The 17,611-nt window shown below is 56.6% G+C and carries 15 protein-coding genes and 3 tRNA genes; 7 read left to right on the forward strand and 11 right to left on the reverse strand.

Annotation, left to right across the window (positions count from 1 at the left end; all coding sequences use genetic code 11):
• Window positions 1-64 precede the first annotated feature (64 nt).
• A complete protein-coding gene (locus NQT62_RS10090) occupies window positions 65-955 on the forward strand; it encodes a LysR family transcriptional regulator (RefSeq protein WP_256764576.1) in 891 nt (296 codons plus the stop codon).
• A 1-nt stretch (window position 956) separates the two neighbouring features.
• On the opposite strand, the gene NQT62_RS10095 is transcribed toward NQT62_RS10090, so the two are convergent.
• Complete coding sequence (locus tag NQT62_RS10095; RefSeq protein ID WP_256764577.1) at window positions 957-1,487, reverse strand: PadR family transcriptional regulator; 531 nt, start codon at window positions 1,485-1,487, stop codon at window positions 957-959.
• 136 nt (window positions 1,488-1,623) lie between these two features.
• Between NQT62_RS10095 and NQT62_RS10100 the strand changes: the two genes are divergently transcribed.
• From NQT62_RS10100 to NQT62_RS10115, 4 genes are all read left to right on the forward strand, one after another.
• Window positions 1,624-3,648 carry an oxidoreductase gene (locus tag NQT62_RS10100; protein WP_256764578.1) on the forward strand — a complete coding sequence of 675 codons (2,025 nt, stop codon included), beginning with the start codon at window positions 1,624-1,626 and terminating at the stop codon, window positions 3,646-3,648.
• Window positions 3,649-3,860: 212 nt separating this feature from the next.
• Window positions 3,861-5,846: a methyl-accepting chemotaxis protein gene (locus NQT62_RS10105; RefSeq protein ID WP_256764579.1), complete on the forward strand. Its 1,986-nt coding sequence runs from the start codon at window positions 3,861-3,863 to the stop codon at window positions 5,844-5,846.
• Between the two features lie 100 nt (window positions 5,847-5,946).
• Window positions 5,947-6,387 (forward strand): BLUF domain-containing protein, encoded by a 441-nt coding sequence (locus NQT62_RS10110; protein ID WP_256764580.1) that lies wholly within the window; start codon window positions 5,947-5,949, stop codon window positions 6,385-6,387.
• Window positions 6,384-7,073 carry a haloacid dehalogenase type II gene (locus NQT62_RS10115; RefSeq protein ID WP_256764581.1) on the forward strand — a complete coding sequence of 230 codons (690 nt, stop codon included), beginning with the start codon at window positions 6,384-6,386 and terminating at the stop codon, window positions 7,071-7,073. The genes NQT62_RS10110 and NQT62_RS10115 overlap by 4 nt, the downstream gene beginning before the upstream one ends.
• Here the strand turns inward: NQT62_RS10115 and NQT62_RS10120 are convergent.
• Both NQT62_RS10120 and NQT62_RS10125 read right to left on the reverse strand, forming a co-directional pair.
• Complete coding sequence (locus tag NQT62_RS10120) at window positions 7,062-8,396, reverse strand: ATP-binding protein (protein ID WP_256764582.1); 1,335 nt, start codon at window positions 8,394-8,396, stop codon at window positions 7,062-7,064. The genes NQT62_RS10115 and NQT62_RS10120 overlap by 12 nt on opposite strands.
• Window positions 8,393-9,094 (reverse strand): heavy metal response regulator transcription factor, encoded by a 702-nt coding sequence (locus NQT62_RS10125; protein WP_256764583.1) that lies wholly within the window; start codon window positions 9,092-9,094, stop codon window positions 8,393-8,395. Before NQT62_RS10125 ends, NQT62_RS10120 begins: the two co-directional genes overlap by 4 nt.
• 181 nt (window positions 9,095-9,275) lie before the next feature.
• Here NQT62_RS10125 and NQT62_RS10130 point away from each other — a divergent pair, with 181 nt between their 5' ends.
• Window positions 9,276-9,593 carry a hypothetical protein gene (locus NQT62_RS10130; RefSeq protein ID WP_256764584.1) on the forward strand — a complete coding sequence of 106 codons (318 nt, stop codon included), beginning with the start codon at window positions 9,276-9,278 and terminating at the stop codon, window positions 9,591-9,593.
• 71 nt (window positions 9,594-9,664) lie between these two features.
• Here NQT62_RS10130 and NQT62_RS10135 read toward each other — a convergent pair.
• From NQT62_RS10135 to glmM, 5 genes are all read right to left on the reverse strand, one after another.
• Window positions 9,665-9,740: transfer RNA gene (locus tag NQT62_RS10135), tRNA-His, on the reverse strand.
• A 25-nt stretch (window positions 9,741-9,765) separates the two neighbouring features.
• Window positions 9,766-9,842, reverse strand: a tRNA-Arg gene (locus NQT62_RS10140).
• A gap of 52 nt (window positions 9,843-9,894) precedes the next feature.
• Window positions 9,895-9,971, reverse strand: a tRNA-Pro gene (locus NQT62_RS10145).
• 78 nt (window positions 9,972-10,049) lie between these two features.
• Complete coding sequence (locus tag NQT62_RS10150) at window positions 10,050-11,219, reverse strand: nucleotide sugar dehydrogenase (protein WP_256764585.1); 1,170 nt, start codon at window positions 11,217-11,219, stop codon at window positions 10,050-10,052.
• An 89-nt stretch (window positions 11,220-11,308) separates the two neighbouring features.
• Complete coding sequence (gene glmM / locus NQT62_RS10155; protein ID WP_256764586.1) at window positions 11,309-12,658, reverse strand: phosphoglucosamine mutase; 1,350 nt, start codon at window positions 12,656-12,658, stop codon at window positions 11,309-11,311.
• A gap of 77 nt (window positions 12,659-12,735) precedes the next feature.
• Here glmM and NQT62_RS10160 point away from each other — a divergent pair, with 77 nt between their 5' ends.
• Window positions 12,736-13,530, forward strand: coding sequence for an aldose epimerase family protein (locus NQT62_RS10160; RefSeq protein WP_256764587.1), 795 nt, complete (start codon window positions 12,736-12,738; stop codon window positions 13,528-13,530).
• A gap of 4 nt (window positions 13,531-13,534) precedes the next feature.
• On the opposite strand, the gene NQT62_RS10165 is transcribed toward NQT62_RS10160, so the two are convergent.
• The 3 genes from NQT62_RS10165 to purM form a co-directional block, all read right to left on the reverse strand.
• A complete protein-coding gene (locus NQT62_RS10165; RefSeq protein WP_256764588.1) occupies window positions 13,535-15,010 on the reverse strand; it encodes a mannose-1-phosphate guanylyltransferase/mannose-6-phosphate isomerase in 1,476 nt (491 codons plus the stop codon).
• A 107-nt stretch (window positions 15,011-15,117) separates the two neighbouring features.
• Window positions 15,118-15,957, reverse strand: coding sequence for a dihydropteroate synthase (gene folP, locus NQT62_RS10170; RefSeq protein WP_256764589.1), 840 nt, complete (start codon window positions 15,955-15,957; stop codon window positions 15,118-15,120).
• A 421-nt stretch (window positions 15,958-16,378) separates the two neighbouring features.
• Window positions 16,379-17,413: a phosphoribosylformylglycinamidine cyclo-ligase gene (gene purM / locus NQT62_RS10175; protein WP_256764590.1), complete on the reverse strand. Its 1,035-nt coding sequence runs from the start codon at window positions 17,411-17,413 to the stop codon at window positions 16,379-16,381.
• Between the last annotated feature and the right edge of the window lie 198 nt (window positions 17,414-17,611).

The following is a 17,611-nucleotide window of genomic DNA, read 5'->3' on the forward strand; positions in this document are numbered from 1 at the left end:
ACTTGCAAGACCACATTAAGCTGCGCAGAATAAAACCACCATTCCATTTTTAAACGCATACATTGTGCAAAAAAACACAGGGCAACAAGCCGCCAAGGCAGCATCACCGCAATGGGATGACATCCGCTACTTTCACGAACTGGCCAAGGCCGGCAGCTTGTCGGGTGCAGCGCGTGCGCTGGGTGTTGAGCATTCCACAGTCGCCCGGCGAATGGATGTGCTTGAAGCGGCGTTGGGTGTGCGCCTGTTTGACCGCCTGAGCACAGGCTGGTGTTTAACACCGGAAGGTGAAACCCTGGCCACCCAAGCAGAACGGCTTGACCAGGAAGCACAAGCATTTTCAAGGGCAGCCCTGGGCGTGGCCTCGTTGAAAGGCACGGTTCGCATATCAGCCCCGCCGGTCCTGGTTGGACAATGGCTGGTTCCCGGTTTGGCGGCCCTGCGTCAACAATGGCAACACATCAATCTCGACATGATTGGTGAAACACGGGATGCCAACCTGGCCCGGGGTGAGGCGGACTTGGCCATCCGGATGTCTCGCCCCAATGCACCAGGCCTGGTTGCCCGTTCCGTCGGCCACATTTCATACGGTTTGTTTGCCAAACGCGGCTACTGCCGAAAGCCCGAAAGCGAGTGGGAATTTCTTGCGTATGACGACAGCCTGGCCCAGGTTCCGCAACAGCAGTGGCTCAACAAGGTGGCCGATGGCAGGCCCTTCATTTTCCGCAGCAATGACCTGCTGGCCTTGCTCAACGCAGCCCGAGCTGGCCTGGGCCTGGCTGTGTTGCCCTATTTTTTGGTACGGGGAGACAAAACCCTGGAGCACATCACCTCACCAGCCTGCCCGGTGAAACGTCAGGTTTGGCTGGTGATGCATCCGGGTGTACGCCGTTCACCCCGAGTGCGGTTGATGGCCGATTTGCTGGCGAATGTGGTGGGCAGTGCTCAATGTTGAATCAGGTCGATTCAAGTTCTTTCAACACATCCTCACAAAATGCCACATACAGGCGTTCGTATTCAATGCCGGCTTCCAGAATGCGCCGTTGCAGCGCCATGGCACGGGTTTCGGGTTTGCCCTCAAAGTCTTTCTTGCGAATGGCTTTGTACAGCGCCAATTGCTCGCGGTGGCTATTCAGGCGCTCCTGCACGCCATCGGCCAGGCCCTTGGCTCCGACCACAGCCGCAGCGCGCACCCGGATCATCATTTCATCCCGCAAGTTTTTGTGCTCGGAATGCAGCGCCATCCACCGCTTGAGCTCTGCTTTGCCAGCGGGCAGTACTGCGTAGGTTCGCTTGCGGCCACGGGCACCTTCATCCGCATGGGACTGCACCCATCCAGCCTCTTCGAGTCGCACCAATTCCCGGTAAATTTGCTGGTGCGAAGCCTGCCAGAAATAACCGATGGATTTGCTGAAGCGTTGAGCCAATTCAAGGCCACTGCTGGGCTTTTCCAGCAGTGAAGTCAACAGGGCGTGAGGCAATGACACGGATGAACATCGTTTCAATCAAGGAAGCTTCATCTTAAGTGCGGCTCGCTCTTTATGCAACCAGTTGCATAAATCAAGCCACTGCGCTATAAATTGCAACCAGTTGCACAACAATACATTCATTGGAGCACACCGCATGAGCACGCCCTTCCCCCACCTGCTGGCCCCCCTCGACCTGGGCTTTGTCACCCTGAAAAACCGAGTGCTCATGGGTTCCATGCACTTGGGGCTGGAAGAAGCGCCCCACGGATTTGAGCGCATGGCCGCTTTCTATGCCGAGCGCGCACGCGGTGGCGTGGGCCTGATTGTGACAGGTGGCATTGCCCCCAATGACGATGGTGTGGTGTTTGCCGGTGGTGCAAAACTGACCAATGACCATGAAGTGGCCGAACACCGCATCATCACCGATGCAGTGCATGCCGAGGGTGGCCGCATTGCCATGCAGATTCTGCACACCGGGCGCTACAGCTACCAGCCCAACCTGGTATCGGCCAGCCCGGTGAAGGCCCCCATCAACCCCTTCACGCCCAAAGCGCTCAGCCACGACGACATTGTGCGCACCATTGGCGACTTTGCCCGGTGCGCAGGCCTGGCCCAGCAAGCGGGTTACGATGGCGTGGAGGTGATGGGTTCGGAAGGCTACCTGCTCAACCAATTCATCGCCGCACGCACCAACCACCGCACCGACGACTGGGGTGGCTCGTTCGAGAAGCGCATTCGTTTGCCGATTGAAGTCATTCGCGCCATTCGTGAAGCGGTGGGGCCCAACTTCATCATCATTTATCGCTTGTCGATGCTGGACTTGGTGGAAGGTGGCTCCACGCTGGATGAAGTGGTCAAACTGGGCCAGGCCATTGAAGCGGCCGGCGCCACCATCATCAACACGGGCATTGGCTGGCATGAGGCCCGCATTCCCACCATTGCCACCAAAGTGCCCCGCGCGGCATTCGCCTGGGTGACCAAAAACCTGAAAGGCAAGGTGAATATTCCACTGGTGACAACCAACCGCATCAACACGCCCGAGGTGGCTGAACAGGTATTGGCCGATGGCTGTGCCGACATGGTCTCCATGGCACGCCCTTTTCTGGCCGATGCCGAGTTTGTGAAAAAAGCGGCTGAAAACCGCAGTGCCGACATCAACACCTGCATTGGTTGCAACCAAGCCTGCCTGGATCAAACCTTTCAGTTGAAGATCACCTCGTGCCTGGTCAACCCGCGTGCATGCCACGAAACGGAAATCGTGATTGAACCCACCACAGTGCGCAAACGCATTGCGGTGGTGGGTGCAGGCCCAGCCGGTATGAGCCTGGCCGTCACAGCCGCAGAACGCGGCCATGAGGTACATTTGTTTGATGAACACAGCCAGGTGGGCGGCCAGTTCAACATTGCCAAAACCATTCCCGGCAAAGAGGAGTTCCACGAAACCATTCGCTACTTTGAGCGCCAGCTTGAACAGAAAAAAGTGCATGTACACCTGAACACCCGGGCCACCCCAACCCTGCTGAAAGACGGTGGCTACGACGAGGTGGTGCTGGCCACCGGTGTGGTGCCCCGCAAGCTGGACATTCCCGGTGCCGACCACCCCAAGGTATTGGGTTATCTGGATGTGCTGCGCGAACGCAAACCGGTGGGCAAAACCGTGGCGGTGATTGGTGCCGGTGGCATTGGATTTGACACCTCTGAATACCTGACCCACGAAGGCGTGTCAGCCAGCGTGGACTTGGAGAAATTCAACCGGGAATGGGGCATCGACCCCAGCTACAAAAACGTGGGTGGCTTGACCACTGAGCATGTGGAAGAACCGCCGCGCCAAGTGGTGTTGTTGCAACGCAAAGCCAGCAAAGTCGGCAGTGGCTTGGGCAAAACCACGGGCTGGATACACCGCGAAGGCCTGGTCAAAAAGAAAGTCCAGATGGTGCCGGGTGTTCAGTACAAACGCGTGGATGACGAGGGCCTGCACATTGAGGTGGGTGGTGAACCGCAAACCCTGAAGGTTGACCATGTGGTGGTGTGCGCTGGCCAGGAGCCCCGCCGCGACTTGCAAGGTGACCTGGAAGCGATGGGCCTGAAAGTGACCTTGATCGGCGGCGCGGATGTGGCCGCTGAGCTGGATGCCCGGCGGGCGATCAACCAGGGCGTGCGTTTGGGGGCCGTCATTTGAGCCTGGGCTTATTTGACAATATGACAACAACACCCACCTATTTGTAAACAATCGTGGATAAAACAAGAAACAATTAGACCCTTTTTACCGCTCTTTTCATCATTCCCCCAAACGGAGTAACCCTCATACTGACGTGGTTACTCCGAGTTCTTTGCGCAGTACGGCATCGCTGCGGAGCCTACTCACTCGCAAAGTCCGAAGGAAAACCATCCATGGGTGCATTTGATTTTTTCAAAAACGACCAACTGATTCACCTGATTGACCGCATCAAATCCTTACCACCAGGCAGCGCAGCATCGGCAACGCATCAAATCCCCCTCGATGGCCTGAATGGCGATGCCAAAGTGCTCGCTGAGACACTGAACACTTGGCTGAAAACCCAATCCACCGACCAGCAAAAAGCCGCTGAACACGAACGGCAGGCCTTGGCCGTGGATGCGGTGTCCACCAACGTCATGATCGCCGATGCGAACTACAAGATCGTGTATGTCAACAGGGCATTGAGCGACATGCTGATCACGGCTCAAAGCGACATTCAAAAAGACTTGCCCCAGTTCGATGCCCGCAACATTGTTGGTGTGAACATCGACATTTTTCACAAGAACCCTGCGCACCAGCGCGGCATGCTGGACCGACTCACCAGCACCTACACCACGCAACTGACGATTGGCGGTCGGTATTTCAATTTGATCGTGACGCCGGTTCTGGACGGTACAGGCGCCCGCACGGGCACCGTGGTGGAATGGAAAGACCGCACCCAGGAAGTGCTGACCCAGCAACGTGAACAGGCACAGGCCGAAGCCGCTGCGCGCATTGCACGCGAAAACCTGACCATCCGCATCGCACTGGATTCTGTGACAACCAACGTGATGATTGCCAATGCGGACGGCATCATCACCTACCTCAACCCCGCCCTGCACGACATGCTGTCGCGCAATGAAGCGATGATTCGCAGCGTGCTGCCCGCCTTCAACATGAAAACCCTGCTGGGCACCAACTTCGATGTGTTCCACAAAAACCCCGCCCATCAACGCAACCTGCTGGGCAGCCTGACCAAGCCCATCACCACCGCCATCCGGGTGGGTGATCTGCATTTCCGGTTGGTGGCTTCACCAGTGTCCGATGATCAAGGGGAGCGACTGGGTACGGTGGTGGAATGGCGCGACCGCACTGCAGAGGTCTCGATTGAAGATGAAATTTCCAGCATCGTGAATGCAGCATCCCAGGGTAACTTTGACCGGCGCATCCGAGAGGACGACAAAGAGGGTTTCCTGCGCGCCTTGGCCACCAATGTCAACACCTTGCTGCAAACCACATCGGTGGGCTTGAGCGATGTGGGCCGGGTGCTCAAACTGCTGGCCAGTGGTGACATGACCCAAACCATTGAGAATGACTATGCAGGCTTGTTTGGCGAGGTCAAAAACAACGTCAATTCCACCATCGACCGACTGCGCAACGTGATTGACGATGTTCGCCAAAATGCGAGCTCGCTCACCAACGCCGCTCGCGAAATTTCCAAAACCTCGCAATCCATTTCACAGGGGGCCAGTTCGCAGGCAGCCGGCGTGGAGGAGGTATCTGCCTCCGTCAGTGAGATGAGCGACTCCATTCGACAAAACACTGAGAACGCACGGGTAACTGACCAGATCGCATCCAAAGCCTCGCTGGAGGCCACGCAGGGTGGCGAAGCAGTTCAGGATACGGTTGAAGCCATGAATGCGATTGCCAGCAAAATCAGCATCATCGACGACATCGCTTACCAAACCAATTTGCTGGCGTTGAACGCGGCCATTGAAGCAGCCCGGGCTGGTCAACATGGCAAAGGGTTTGCAGTGGTGGCGGTTGAGGTGCGCAAACTGGCTGAACGCTCACAGGTGGCTGCGCAGGAAATTAGCAATTTGGCCAGCAGCAGCGTCAAAAAAGCGGAGCGTGCCGGCACCCTGCTGGAACAAATGGTTCCCGCCATTAACCGCACTTCCAACCTGGTGCAGGAAATCACGACAGCATCAACGGAGCAATCCAACAGCGTGAGCCAGGTGAACATGGCCATGACCTCGCTGAATCAGCAAACCCAGCAAAATGCTGCGGCCTCCGAAGAACTGGCAGCCACGGCAGAGGAAATGAATGGCCAGGCCAATCAATTGCTGGAGGTGATGGCTTTCTTCCGCACTGGAAACAAGCCGGGACAACAGCGCTAGGACAGTCGGACATTACATCGACCTGGACTGCGGGGAATCCTTCATTTACGGAAGATTCCTCGTTGTGTATTCTGAACCATCGTTTGTTGGAGCACTCCACATGATTCGCCTCTTGTACTTCAGTCAAGCCAAACCCCATGCCAACAGCGCGCTGCTGGATGACATCCTGCGGACGTCCCGAAAAAACAATGCGACCCTGGACATCACCGGCGTGCTGGTGCACGGCGGCGGCATGTTCATGCAGGTATTGGAAGGCCCTGAGGCGGTGGTGCTTCGCCTGTACGTCAAAATTCTGGATGACAAACGCCACACCGACAGCCGGGTCATTCACATCACCCCCACCAGCACACGCTTGTTCCCCAACTGGACCATGGGTGTGATTGAAGCCGAGCCCCTCAGCTTTGAAGAGGTGGCGCATTTGCGGGCGCACCGCACAGAGTCGGTGGACAGTAAAGTATTTACCCAGTTGATGCGTAAATTCAATGGTCTGTTGCTGAAGGGAGATCCATCCATGACCACACCCGAGAAAACCACCCCATGAACACCATTCAAGGTCTCGTGTTTGATGCCTATGGCACCCTGCTGGATGTATATTCGATCGGGCGCCTGGCCGAACAACTCTACCCTGGCTCGGGCGCAGCCTTGGGTAACCTGTGGCGGGACAAGCAAATTGAATATTCACGGTTGGTTTCACTGTCCGACCCACAACCACAGGGCAGCCGCCACTACGCGTCTTTCTGGGCACTGACCGAAGCAGCACTGCGGTATAGCCTTGAGCGACTCCAGCTGGATGGTCGAGACACGCTGGTGCAGCAATTGATGAACCAGTACGCCCGGCTGGATGCCTTCCCGGAATGTCAGGCGGTGTTGCGCACGCTGAGCAAGGCTGATTTGCCCATGGCGGTGTTGTCCAATGGTTCACCCGACATGCTGCAGTCCGCACTGGATCATGCTGGCTTGTCGCCACATATGCACCATCTGATTTCAGTCGATGGTGTCCGACAATTCAAGACACACCCAGCCGCCTATGCACTGGCTTGCAGCACACTGAACCTGCCCAAGGAAAATCTGCTGTTCGTGTCATCCAATGGATGGGATGTCATGGGCGCAGGCTGGTTTGGCTTTTCCACCTGCTGGATTAACCGCGCCGGCTTGCCGTTTGAAACCATCGGCCCACGGCCCACCCTCATGGGTCAAGATTTAAGCGTGGTACTGTCAGCCATCTAGAGCGCTGGGCCGACTCACCGTAAAACCCACGCTGACCTGCAAGCCGTCGCACCGCGCGATGGGCTCTCCACCGTGCAAGCGCGCAATGGCAGCGACAATTGCCAAACCCAAACCATGATTTCGGTGACTTTCTGTTCGCGATTGATCCACACGGTAAAACGGTTCAAACAGGTGAGGAATGTGCTCAGCCGATATGGAAACACCTTGGTTGCAGACCATGACTTGGGCACACCGACCCTCAGCCTTCGGATCAATTTCAATGCGAATCGTGCTGTCAACATCGGCATAACGCACCGCATTGGACAGCAGGTTGGACAATGCTCGCTTGATCAATTCAGCATCGACCGGCACCAATGCATCACCAGTCAGCACCCACCGGAGCTGATGTTCCTCCAGAAGTGGCTCCATGTAATCCATCACGGTGTGCACCAACGCACTCAACGACAGCGTTTCAAATTCTGGTGTTTGACCCTGCCCCACATGCGACAAGAACAGCATGCTTTGGATGATGCGGTTCATTCGTTGCAATTCTTCAAGGTGACTGTGCAACGCGTCAACAACCTGGGCATGATCCAGATGGCGTTCCCTTAGCAGCAACTCATGACTCACGGTGAGGCTGGACAAGGGCGTGTTCAATTCATGGGCCACGTTCGAATTGAATGAACGAAGTTGCTCGTGATAGTGCCCAACCTTGCCCATCAAGTGATTGAATTGTTCGATGACAGGGCTCAATTCATCCGGTGCCTGATCATGGTGGATGCGGGCTGATAAATTTGACGGATCAAACTGGGCGATGTCTCGACTAAAGCGGATCAGGGGCTTTAATTCAAGGCGGGCCAAAGTGCTGCTGAGCAGCAACACAACAATCGCCCAGACCCCAGCCATGCCACTAAAAAGCCATGCCATAAAATTCAGAAAACGTCGATCTTCGCTGACGTCCATCGCCAGCTCAAGGCTGGACATCGGCATGCTACCCCCCAGACCGTTCAATGGGTATTGCCGGGTGACCTTGTGTGTGACCTGGCCGAGCAAAATTTGTGGACCGTACACCACCTGACCATCCACGGCCTGGACTTTTGCGCGCACGTTCACCAGGCTGAGCAACAACTCATCCACGCGGGCCCACATGTCAGCAACCGGCAGTTCACGATTGCGCAGCAAAATTTGCTCGACGCCCGAAGCGGCTCGACTGAGGGTGTCTTCGTGGCGCATGGTCTGCCACATGCCAATCGCTTGATAGGTCATGACTGCCATGATGACCACACCCAGAATACTGAGCATCGACATCTGAATGGCTGAGCGCCGGGCAATTGAACGCCTCATGATGGCTGCCCCAAAGCCCGAACCTCCAGCACATAACCCATGCCACGAACGGTGTGCAACAAGGCTTGATCAAAAGGGTCATCCAGCTTGCTCCGCAGCCGTCGAACTGCCACATCCACCACATTGGTTTCGCTGTCAAAGTGCATGTCCCACACCAGCTCTGCCAATTCAGTTCGCGACAACACTTCACCTTGCCTGCGCAGCAGTAGCCACAACAAACTGAACTCTTTGGCGGTCAAGCGAAGATCATGACCAGAACGCTTGGCCACCCGCTTGACGGCATCCATGTCAAGATCTGCAAGCGACAAATGGCTGACATCGGAAGCATGGGTGGCAACCCCATGGGCGCGGCGAGCCAAAGCATGGACCCGGGCGACCAGCTCGGAAAATGCAAATGGCTTGGTGAGGTAATCATCCGCTCCGGCTTGAAGCCCACGCACGCGATCTTCCACCATGGCCCTGGCTGTCAACATCAACACCGGAATGTGGCTGCGCTGCCGCAATGCAGCCAGCACACCCAAGCCGTCCAGATCGGGCAACATGCCATCCAAAATCATCAGCTCATAATGGCCTTGGGTCGCCAAATGCAAACCATCCACACCCGAGTGCGCCACATCCACGACAAAGCCCTCTGCACTCAAACCTTTTTGAAGGTATGCAGCCAATTTCTTCTCATCTTCAATCAGCAGTATTTTCATGGACAGGGTGCTTCATTGGTGTGTTCATGGTGGTGAGTATAGAAGCAGCATCGAACTCTGGACATGACAAATTTGTCATCTACCGGTGGGGGCTTGGTCATGTGTGGCTGTGTATTGTTTGAGTCATGCCAGGGCGACATTGCCGAGGCAGACAAACAACCCATCATTCAGGAGAATCACCATGAACGCACGTCAACTGCTCACTGCAACCGCCTTCGCCCTGTCCGTGTTTACACCTGGCATCGGCATGACCGCCGCAAACAATCCACACGCTGGAGACGGCACGTCCCATGTGGTGGATTACAGGGATGCAACCACACGGCTCAGCCAAGACACTGTGTTGAATGTTCTTCGAGGCGCTCAGAGCCGAGGGGAATTCAATCCAGCCGCTGGGGACAGCACTGTTTCGCCATCCACCGCGCAGAAATCCAGCACAACCCGCATGAGTGTGATTGAAATGATCAACCACTCGGGCCTGAGCAAAGGTGATGCAAGCTGAACAGCTTGAAAGATTGTTCTTGAAACGAAAAAGGACCCGGCGGATTTCTCACGCCAGGTCCTTGTTTTATTTGGGGCGAGGTATGGGGCTCGAACCCACGACCCACGGAATCACAATCCGTTGCTCTACCAACTGAGCTAACCCCGCCACAGGGTAACCTTACAAAATTCTTTGGCCTGCCCGGAGGGGCTCGAACCCCCGACCCTCGGCTTAGAAGGCCGATGCTCTATCCAGCTGAGCTACGGGCAGCACATTGAACGCATTCAACGGGGCCCGGTGCCGGCTTTGCATCGAAACCGGGTGGTCGGGGCAGTAGGATTCGAACCCACGACCCTCTGGTCCCAAACCAGATGCGCTACCAGACTGCGCTATGCCCCGACAAAGAAGCGGAATTCTAAGGGGTGCAGCCGATTTCGTCAAGCCTGCCAGCCCAGTTTGAAACGTGGGCCGTCAAAATTAATCCCTTTGGTACAAATCGCGCGTGTACACGCGGTCCAGCACATCGTGCAAATCCGGCGTGATGCGGTTGGCCACGATCAAATCGGCGTCGCGTTTGAAAGCCTCCAGGTCGTGATACACCGTGGAGTTGTAAAAATGAGGTTCGTTCAGCGCGGGTTCATAGACCACCACGTCGATGCCTTTGGCCTTGATGCGCTTCATGATGCCCTGCACCGAACTGGAGCGAAAGTTGTCAGAACCGACCTTCATCACCAGACGATAAATACCAACCAGCCTGGGCTTGCGTTTGATGATGTCGAAAGCCACAAAATCTTTGCGGGTGGAGTTGGCATCCACAATGGCCCGAATCAGGTTTTGCGGCACGTTGTTGTAATTGGCCAGCATCTGTTTGGTGTCTTTCGGCAGGCAATAACCGCCATAACCAAACGACGGATTGTTGTAGTGTGGGCCAACACGGGGGTCCAGACAAACCCCATCAATCATTTGTCGGGTATCCAATCCATGCACACCGGCATACGTGTCCAGCTCATTGAAATAAGCAACGCGCATGGCCAGGTAGGTGTTGGCAAACAATTTGATGGCTTCCGCCTCGGTGCTGCCTGTGAACAACACCGGGGCATCTTTTCGGATGGCGCCTTGCTGCAACAGGGCTGCAAAGCGCTCCGCCCGTGCCGACCGTTCACCCACCACAATCCGTGAAGGATAAAGGTTGTCATGCAGTGCCCGGCCTTCCCGCAAAAACTCCGGGGAAAAAATCAGGTTGGCGGTGTGGTACTTCTGGCGCGCATGGCGGGTAAAACCCACAGGCACTGTCGACTTGATCACCATCAGCGCATCGGGATTGGTGTTGGTGACTTGTTCAATCACGGCTTCAACTGACCGGGTATTGAAATAATTGGTTTCCGGATCGTAGTCGGTTGGCGTTGCAATGATCACAAACTCTGCACCGGCATAGGCCTGTGCCGCATCGGTGGTCGCTGTCAGGTTGAGGGGTTTGGTCGAGAGGTAGTCTTCAATGTCAGCATCCACAATCGGGCTTTGGCGGGCATTGATTCGGTCCACTTTGCCCTGCACGATGTCCAACGCGACCACTTGATTGTGCTGCGCCAACAACACGGCGTTGGACAAGCCCACATACCCGGTGCCTGCAATGGCGATTTTCGACATGACCGCAACATTCGATTAACCCGATGGCTCCGAAGTATGGCGTGACCATGTGTCAGTTTGACGACACTGACTTTGCAGCGCGATTTAACTCATCCCGATGCTTTGGGCAGTACAGCCAACAACCGGTCAACCAAGCCCTCAGCTCTCGCTGTGTCTCTCGCCTCCACCATGACCCGCAGCACTGGCTCGGTGCCCGAAGGGCGAATCAGCAAGCGCCCCTGCCCGACCAGCTCAGCCCGGACCTGCTCACAAGCGGCTGCTAGGTCTCTGTCGTTTGACCACACATAGCCGGCTGGTAAACGTGCGTTCTTCAACACCTGCGGCATCATCACCACTGGGCTCAAGATATGAGCCAGTGGTTGCCCCAGGCCTTGCACTGCACCCAATACCTGCAAGGCACTCACAATGCCATCACCCGTGGAATGGCGGTCCAGCACCAGCAAATGGCCGGAGCTTTCACCACCCAGTTGCCAGCCTCTTTCCTGCAACTTCTCGAACACATACCGGTCGCCAACCTTTGCGCGTTCAAAGGCGATGCCCAAGCCGGTCAAGGCCAACTCCAGCCCCATGTTGCTCATCAACGTGCCCACCACACCCGGCACCGGCAAACCAGTGCCCAAACGGTGAGCCACCAACACAAACAACAATTCATCACCGTTGAAAATACGGCCGTTGCTGTCCACACAAATCAATCGGTCTGCGTCACCATCCAATGCAAATCCATAATCGGCCTTGTTCTCCAACACCGCTTTTGAAACGGCCTCCGGGTGAGTGGCACCCACACCGTCGTTAATGTTCAAACCATTGGGTTGGTCGGCCATCACCACCACCTCGGCACCCAGCTCGCGAAACACGGCCGGGGCAATGTGATAAGCCGCGCCGTTGGCACAATCCACCACCACCTTCAATCCGCGCAGGTCTAACCCGCGAGGAAACGTACTCTTGCAAAACTCGATGTAGCGCCCAGCGGCATCTTCCAGGCGTTTGGCTTTGCCCAGGTTCACCGATGAGTTGCACGGCAATTGACCCTGCAGCTGCTGTTCAATCTCCAGCTCCCACTCATCGGGCAGCTTGGTGCCTTGCCCTGAAAAAAACTTGATGCCATTGTCGGGATAAGGGTTGTGTGACGCGCTGATCACCACACCGGCCGACAGGTTCAGGGTGCGGGTGAGATAGGCAATACCCGCAGTGGGCATGGGGCCAACCAGCACCACATCCACCCCCACCGAGGTCAGGCCCGCCTCCAGACAACTCTCCAGCAAATAGCCACTCACGCGGGTGTCTTTTCCGATCAAGACGGTGGGCCGTCGACTACCCCGTTCATGACGAGCAATCACCAAGCCAGCCGCCTGCCCCAACCGTAAAATGAAATCGGGTGTCATGGGCGATTGCCCCACGGTGCCGCGAATGCCGTCTGTGCCGAAATATTGTCTGCTCATGCTGAAAGTCGGGTGAATGCTGGTGTGACAGAGATTGTCTTACAAATGCTAAGCTGCGTGTGGAGTGAAGGCTCGCCATGCACCCCCCAACCATCGGATTTCGTTGCGTCAATGCCACCATGAATACACCCCTGCCCGCTCGAAAAGCACCCCTGTTGTACACCTCACCCATTCAACTGCCGGGCAAACCATGGCGCGGTGGCATACCCTTGCTGTTCCCCCAGTTTGCGGACCGCGGGCCATTGCGCAAACATGGCTTCGCCAGGGACTCGGTGTTTGCCCAGTCGCCAGTTGCAGACGCGCAAAACGGCCCGGTACGGCACCACAGTCAATTGAATGTTCAACCGGGGGATTGGCCCGGCTGGCCTTACGCTGCGCACTTGGAATGGCTGGAATACCCCGAAATCAACCGCATTCGGTATGAATTTCGGGTAACGAATACTGGCAACGATGCATTTGATTGGACCGGCGGACTGCACCCCTATATTCAAATCAGCCGATTGATGGACATCGAGGTTGAGGGCTTGAGCGATCTGCCAGTGGCGGACAAATTGGACCACACGCTACAGCGCTCGCCACAGCAACAGTTGCGTTTTAAAGCAGCAGAGTTTGAACGACTATATGTGGGCAACCCCACGGTGGTGTTGACGGATCCCGGTTTGAAACGCCAGATTACTCTGCGCAGCAGTGGTTTTACTGAATGGATGGTGTGGAATCCAGGCCCGCTGTTGGCCCAACAATTGGCGGACCTGCCGGAGGGCGACTGGCAGCAGTTTGTGTGCATTGAACCGGTGATTGCCCATCAGCCAACCCGGCTTGCGCCCGGCGAGACATTCACCGGGACGCTGGATGTGGTCGTTCAGTGGATGTAACTGCTCAGGCCCTGCCGTAATTGTCCTGGAAGCGGACGATGTCATCTTCTTCCAGATAATCGCCGCTTTGCACCTCAATCATGACCAATGGCATACGCCCCGGATTGACCAAGCGGTGTTTGTTGCCAGCGGGTATGTAAGTGGACTCGTTTTTGCGCACCAAGAACACAGCCTCGCCATTGGTTACTTCTGCGGTGCCCGTCACCACAATCCAGTGTTCACTGCGATGGTGGTGCATTTGCAAGCTGAGTGATGCGCCTGGCTTGACTTCAATCCGCTTGATTTTGTAGCCAGCGGCATCTTCCAGGACTGTGTAAGTACCCCAGGGCCGGTGCACGGTGGGGTGCAGATTTACCAGTTCACTGCCCTTGGCTTTGAGCGCATCCACCACTTTCTTCACATCCTGATGCCGGCTTTTGTCGGCCACCAGCAGGGCATCGGGGGTATCGATCACCAACAAATTGCTCACACCCAGCGTGGCCACGGTACGGTCGCCCACGCGCACGTGTGTCCCTTGCGATTCAATGGAAATCAGCTCACCCCGCCCTTCCAATTGCTGGGTGTTACCGGCTGCATCGGCCTGGGCCTGTTCAGCCAGTGCTGCCCAACTGCCAATGTCGCTCCACTGGAAACCCGCAGGCACCACCGCCACATTGGCTGCTTTTTCCATCACGGCATAGTCGATGCTGATGTCGGGCAACTGGGCAAAAGCGCTGGCATCAAACTGCACAATCTGCCCGCCAGAGGCCTTGTCTGCTCGGGACTTGGCTTGGGCCCACACCGCCTGGGCGCTGCTGCGTACATCCGGTGCCAATGAATCCAGGGCAGACAGGAACGATGACACCTCCAGCGCAAACATGCCGCCATTCCACAGGTACTCACCGCTGGCCAGATATTCCATGGCCACATCCAGCTTGGGCTTTTCAACAAAACGCTTCACAGCGTGCACGCCGGGCAAGCCTTCCAAGCTGGCGCCTTTTTGAATGTAACCAAAACCGGTTTCCGGCGCGGTGGGCTGAATGCCAAAACAGGTGAGATTGCCTTTCAGTGCACTGGTCACAGCCTTGTGCGCCGTTTCTACAAAAGTGCTGACGGGGCTGATGAGATGGTCAGCTGGCAACACCAGCAACACCACGCGCTCTTTGGGATGCAAGGCCTGTGCCCACAAGGCAGCCAATGCAATGGCAGGGGCCGTGTTGCGGCCAGCAGGCTCCAGAATTTGATGCAACCGGGCCCCTGCGGCAGCGGCGTTCAGCACGGGCAGGCATTCATCCTGCAGCAAAAACTGATAAGACTCGTTGCTGACCAGCAATACATCTGCTGTGGTATCCCCCTGAACCACCGCAGCCGCGCGCCGGACAGTCTGCGCGATCAGGCTTTCACCGCCCACCTTCAGGAAGGGTTTTGGATGGTTTTTGCGAGAGACCGGCCACAGGCGGGTACCAGCACCACCACACAGCACAACGGGAATGATCTTCATGCGAAATAATCCTGAATAAACGGCAAGGGTTCGATACAACAGTTAATGCAACAACAACCACCGCTGGCTGCATTCCTCAGTATAGCGGAAGGCCCTGTGGGTAAGTGTCAGCCACCCAGCAACACAGCCTGGACCTGCAGGGCATCTCGGGTGGCTTTCACGTCGTGAACACGCACCACAGCAGCCCCCTCTCGGGCGGCAAAGAGGGCGGCAGCAATCGATCCGTGAATGCGCTGTGGCGGGTTCTCAATGCCAGTGAGTTCACCAATCATGCGCTTGCGTGAAACACCAATCAACACCCCTGCTCCAAGCGCAGAGAATGCGGCCGTGGCCTGCATGAGGCTCACGTTGTGAGCCAGTGTTTTTCCAAAGCCAAAACCGGGGTCGACCATCAATCGGTGTAGCCCAACACCCTGTTGTTCCAGGTTGGTCAGCCGGTCTTGCAGGAAGGCTGTTACCTCGCGCACCACATCAGCATATTGGGGTGATGCCTGCATGGTGCGTGGTTCTCCCAACATGTGCATGACCACCCCACCTACTGTTGAGGCCGCCAGTGTTTCTTCAGCACCCGGCGCACGGAAACCGTTCACATCATTGAGAATATCCACGCCCACCTCGACAGCACGGCGCATGATCTCCGGTTTTAAAGTGTCCACCGACAGCGGCACATTCCACGGCACCAGCGCCTTCAGCACTGGGGCCAGGCGGGCCCACTCTTCTTCCACTGAAACGCCCTGCGAACCAGGTCGGGTGGACTCGCCGCCCAGGTCCAGAATATCAGCACCCTCTTTCAGCAAAGTTTCGGCATGGGCAATGGCAGCCGATGCCGTGTTGTGCTGACCACCGTCGGAGAATGAGTCGGGCGTGACATTCACGATACCCATGATCAAGGGGCTGTGCGGTGATGGCGTGAGCTTGAAGCGGCCTGCGGACCAGGTTTTGGGCATGGGGATGAACTGCGGTGGGTATTGATGGAATTGTAATCGCATTACACCCCGCTAAGACCGACGGCTCGGTCTGTTTTTCAGCCCCCAGCAACACCGGGGGGCTGACTCTTCGGCGCTGGGCATACCGGCATTGATGGGGCCATTGCTCCGAGTCTGTTTGTGGCCTGCGCAGTTCACCTCCCCTGCAACGACAATCAGGGACATTGGCCCGAGCGTGCCAAACAGGCGCGGTGGGCCAAGCTCAACGAGCTAGCCCAGAGGTCGATTCCCGACCGTCTCTTTTGGAGGGTCGACCTCAGCGATCGTGAGGCTCAGTGAGGGAAACACCAATGGACCGTCGCCAAGGGCGAGGTAACTGCGCAGTGCCGCAAATGGCTGCGCTAAAGGGGTGTGACCGCGGAGTGCCCTGGGAAGACCGCGTTCAGGCCTTCACAATCGTCTGCGCTTCGCCCGCTTCCCGCGCACGAATTGCACCAATCCGATAAGCCTTTTCACCGGCTGCAGCCAACAATTCCAACGCCGCATCGGTTTGTGCAGCCGGCACCACAATTACCATGCCAATGCCGCAGTTGAACACGCGGTTCATTTCATCAAACGGCACCTGGCCATTTTGCTGGAGCCACTTGAACAGATCGGTCTCGGGCCAGCTGGCACGGTTCAACTCGGCGGTTAGGCTTTCAGGCAATACGCGGGGAATGTTTTCAACCAGGCCACCGCCGGTGATGTGCGCCAATGCATGCACGGGCAGTTTGCGAATCAGTTCAAGCACAGGCTTCACATACATGCGCGTGGGGGCCATGATGGCTTCGCGCAAGGTCACGCCGTCGCACGATTGATTCAGGTCGGGTTGTGCGCGGTCCAAAATTTTGCGCACCAGCGAGAACCCGTTGGAATGCACGCCATTGGAGGCCAAACCGATCACCACATCGCCTGCCGACACTTTGCTGCCGTCAATAATCTCGGACTTTTCAACCACACCCACCGCAAAACCAGCCAGGTCGTATTCGCCTTCGGGGTACATGCCGGGCATCTCGGCTGTTTCGCCACCAATCAAGGCGCAGCCGGCCTGTTCACAACCGGTGGCAATACCGCCAACGACGCTGGCGGCTGTTTTCACATCCAGCTTTCCACAGGCAAAATAGTCCAGAAAATACAGGGGCTCTGCCCCTTGCACCAAAATGTCGTTGGCACTCATGGCCACCAGGTCAATGCCCACCGTGTGGTGAATGTTCCAGTCAAAGGCCAGGCGCAGCTTGGTGCCCACACCATCGGTGCCCGACACCAGCACAGGCTCTTTGTACCCTTTGGGCACTTCAAACAAGGCCCCAAAACCGCCAATGCCTGCCAGTACACCCGGGCGCAGGGTTTTTTTGGCCATTGGCTTGATGGCTTCGACCAAGTCGTCCCCGGCTTGAATGTCAACGCCAGCGTCTTTGTAGGTCAAGGGAGAATTCATGGTCAGGCAGTCCGGAAAAATGGGCAAGAAGGGCAGCAGGTTCGCGCGGCGAAGCACCGCGCACTGCTCACAAGTCCGTGTATTTTAACCGACTCCAAGCCCAATAGCGCCTTTCGGAGTTATTATTGAAGGCTGCCTTGTTGGCGTTTTGATCACCATTTGACGCCAGCCAAAGGGGATCATCCCCAGCAAGCAAGC

The organism is Limnobacter humi (genome assembly GCF_024518835.1).
Classification (GTDB): domain Bacteria; phylum Pseudomonadota; class Gammaproteobacteria; order Burkholderiales; family Burkholderiaceae_B; genus Limnobacter; species Limnobacter humi.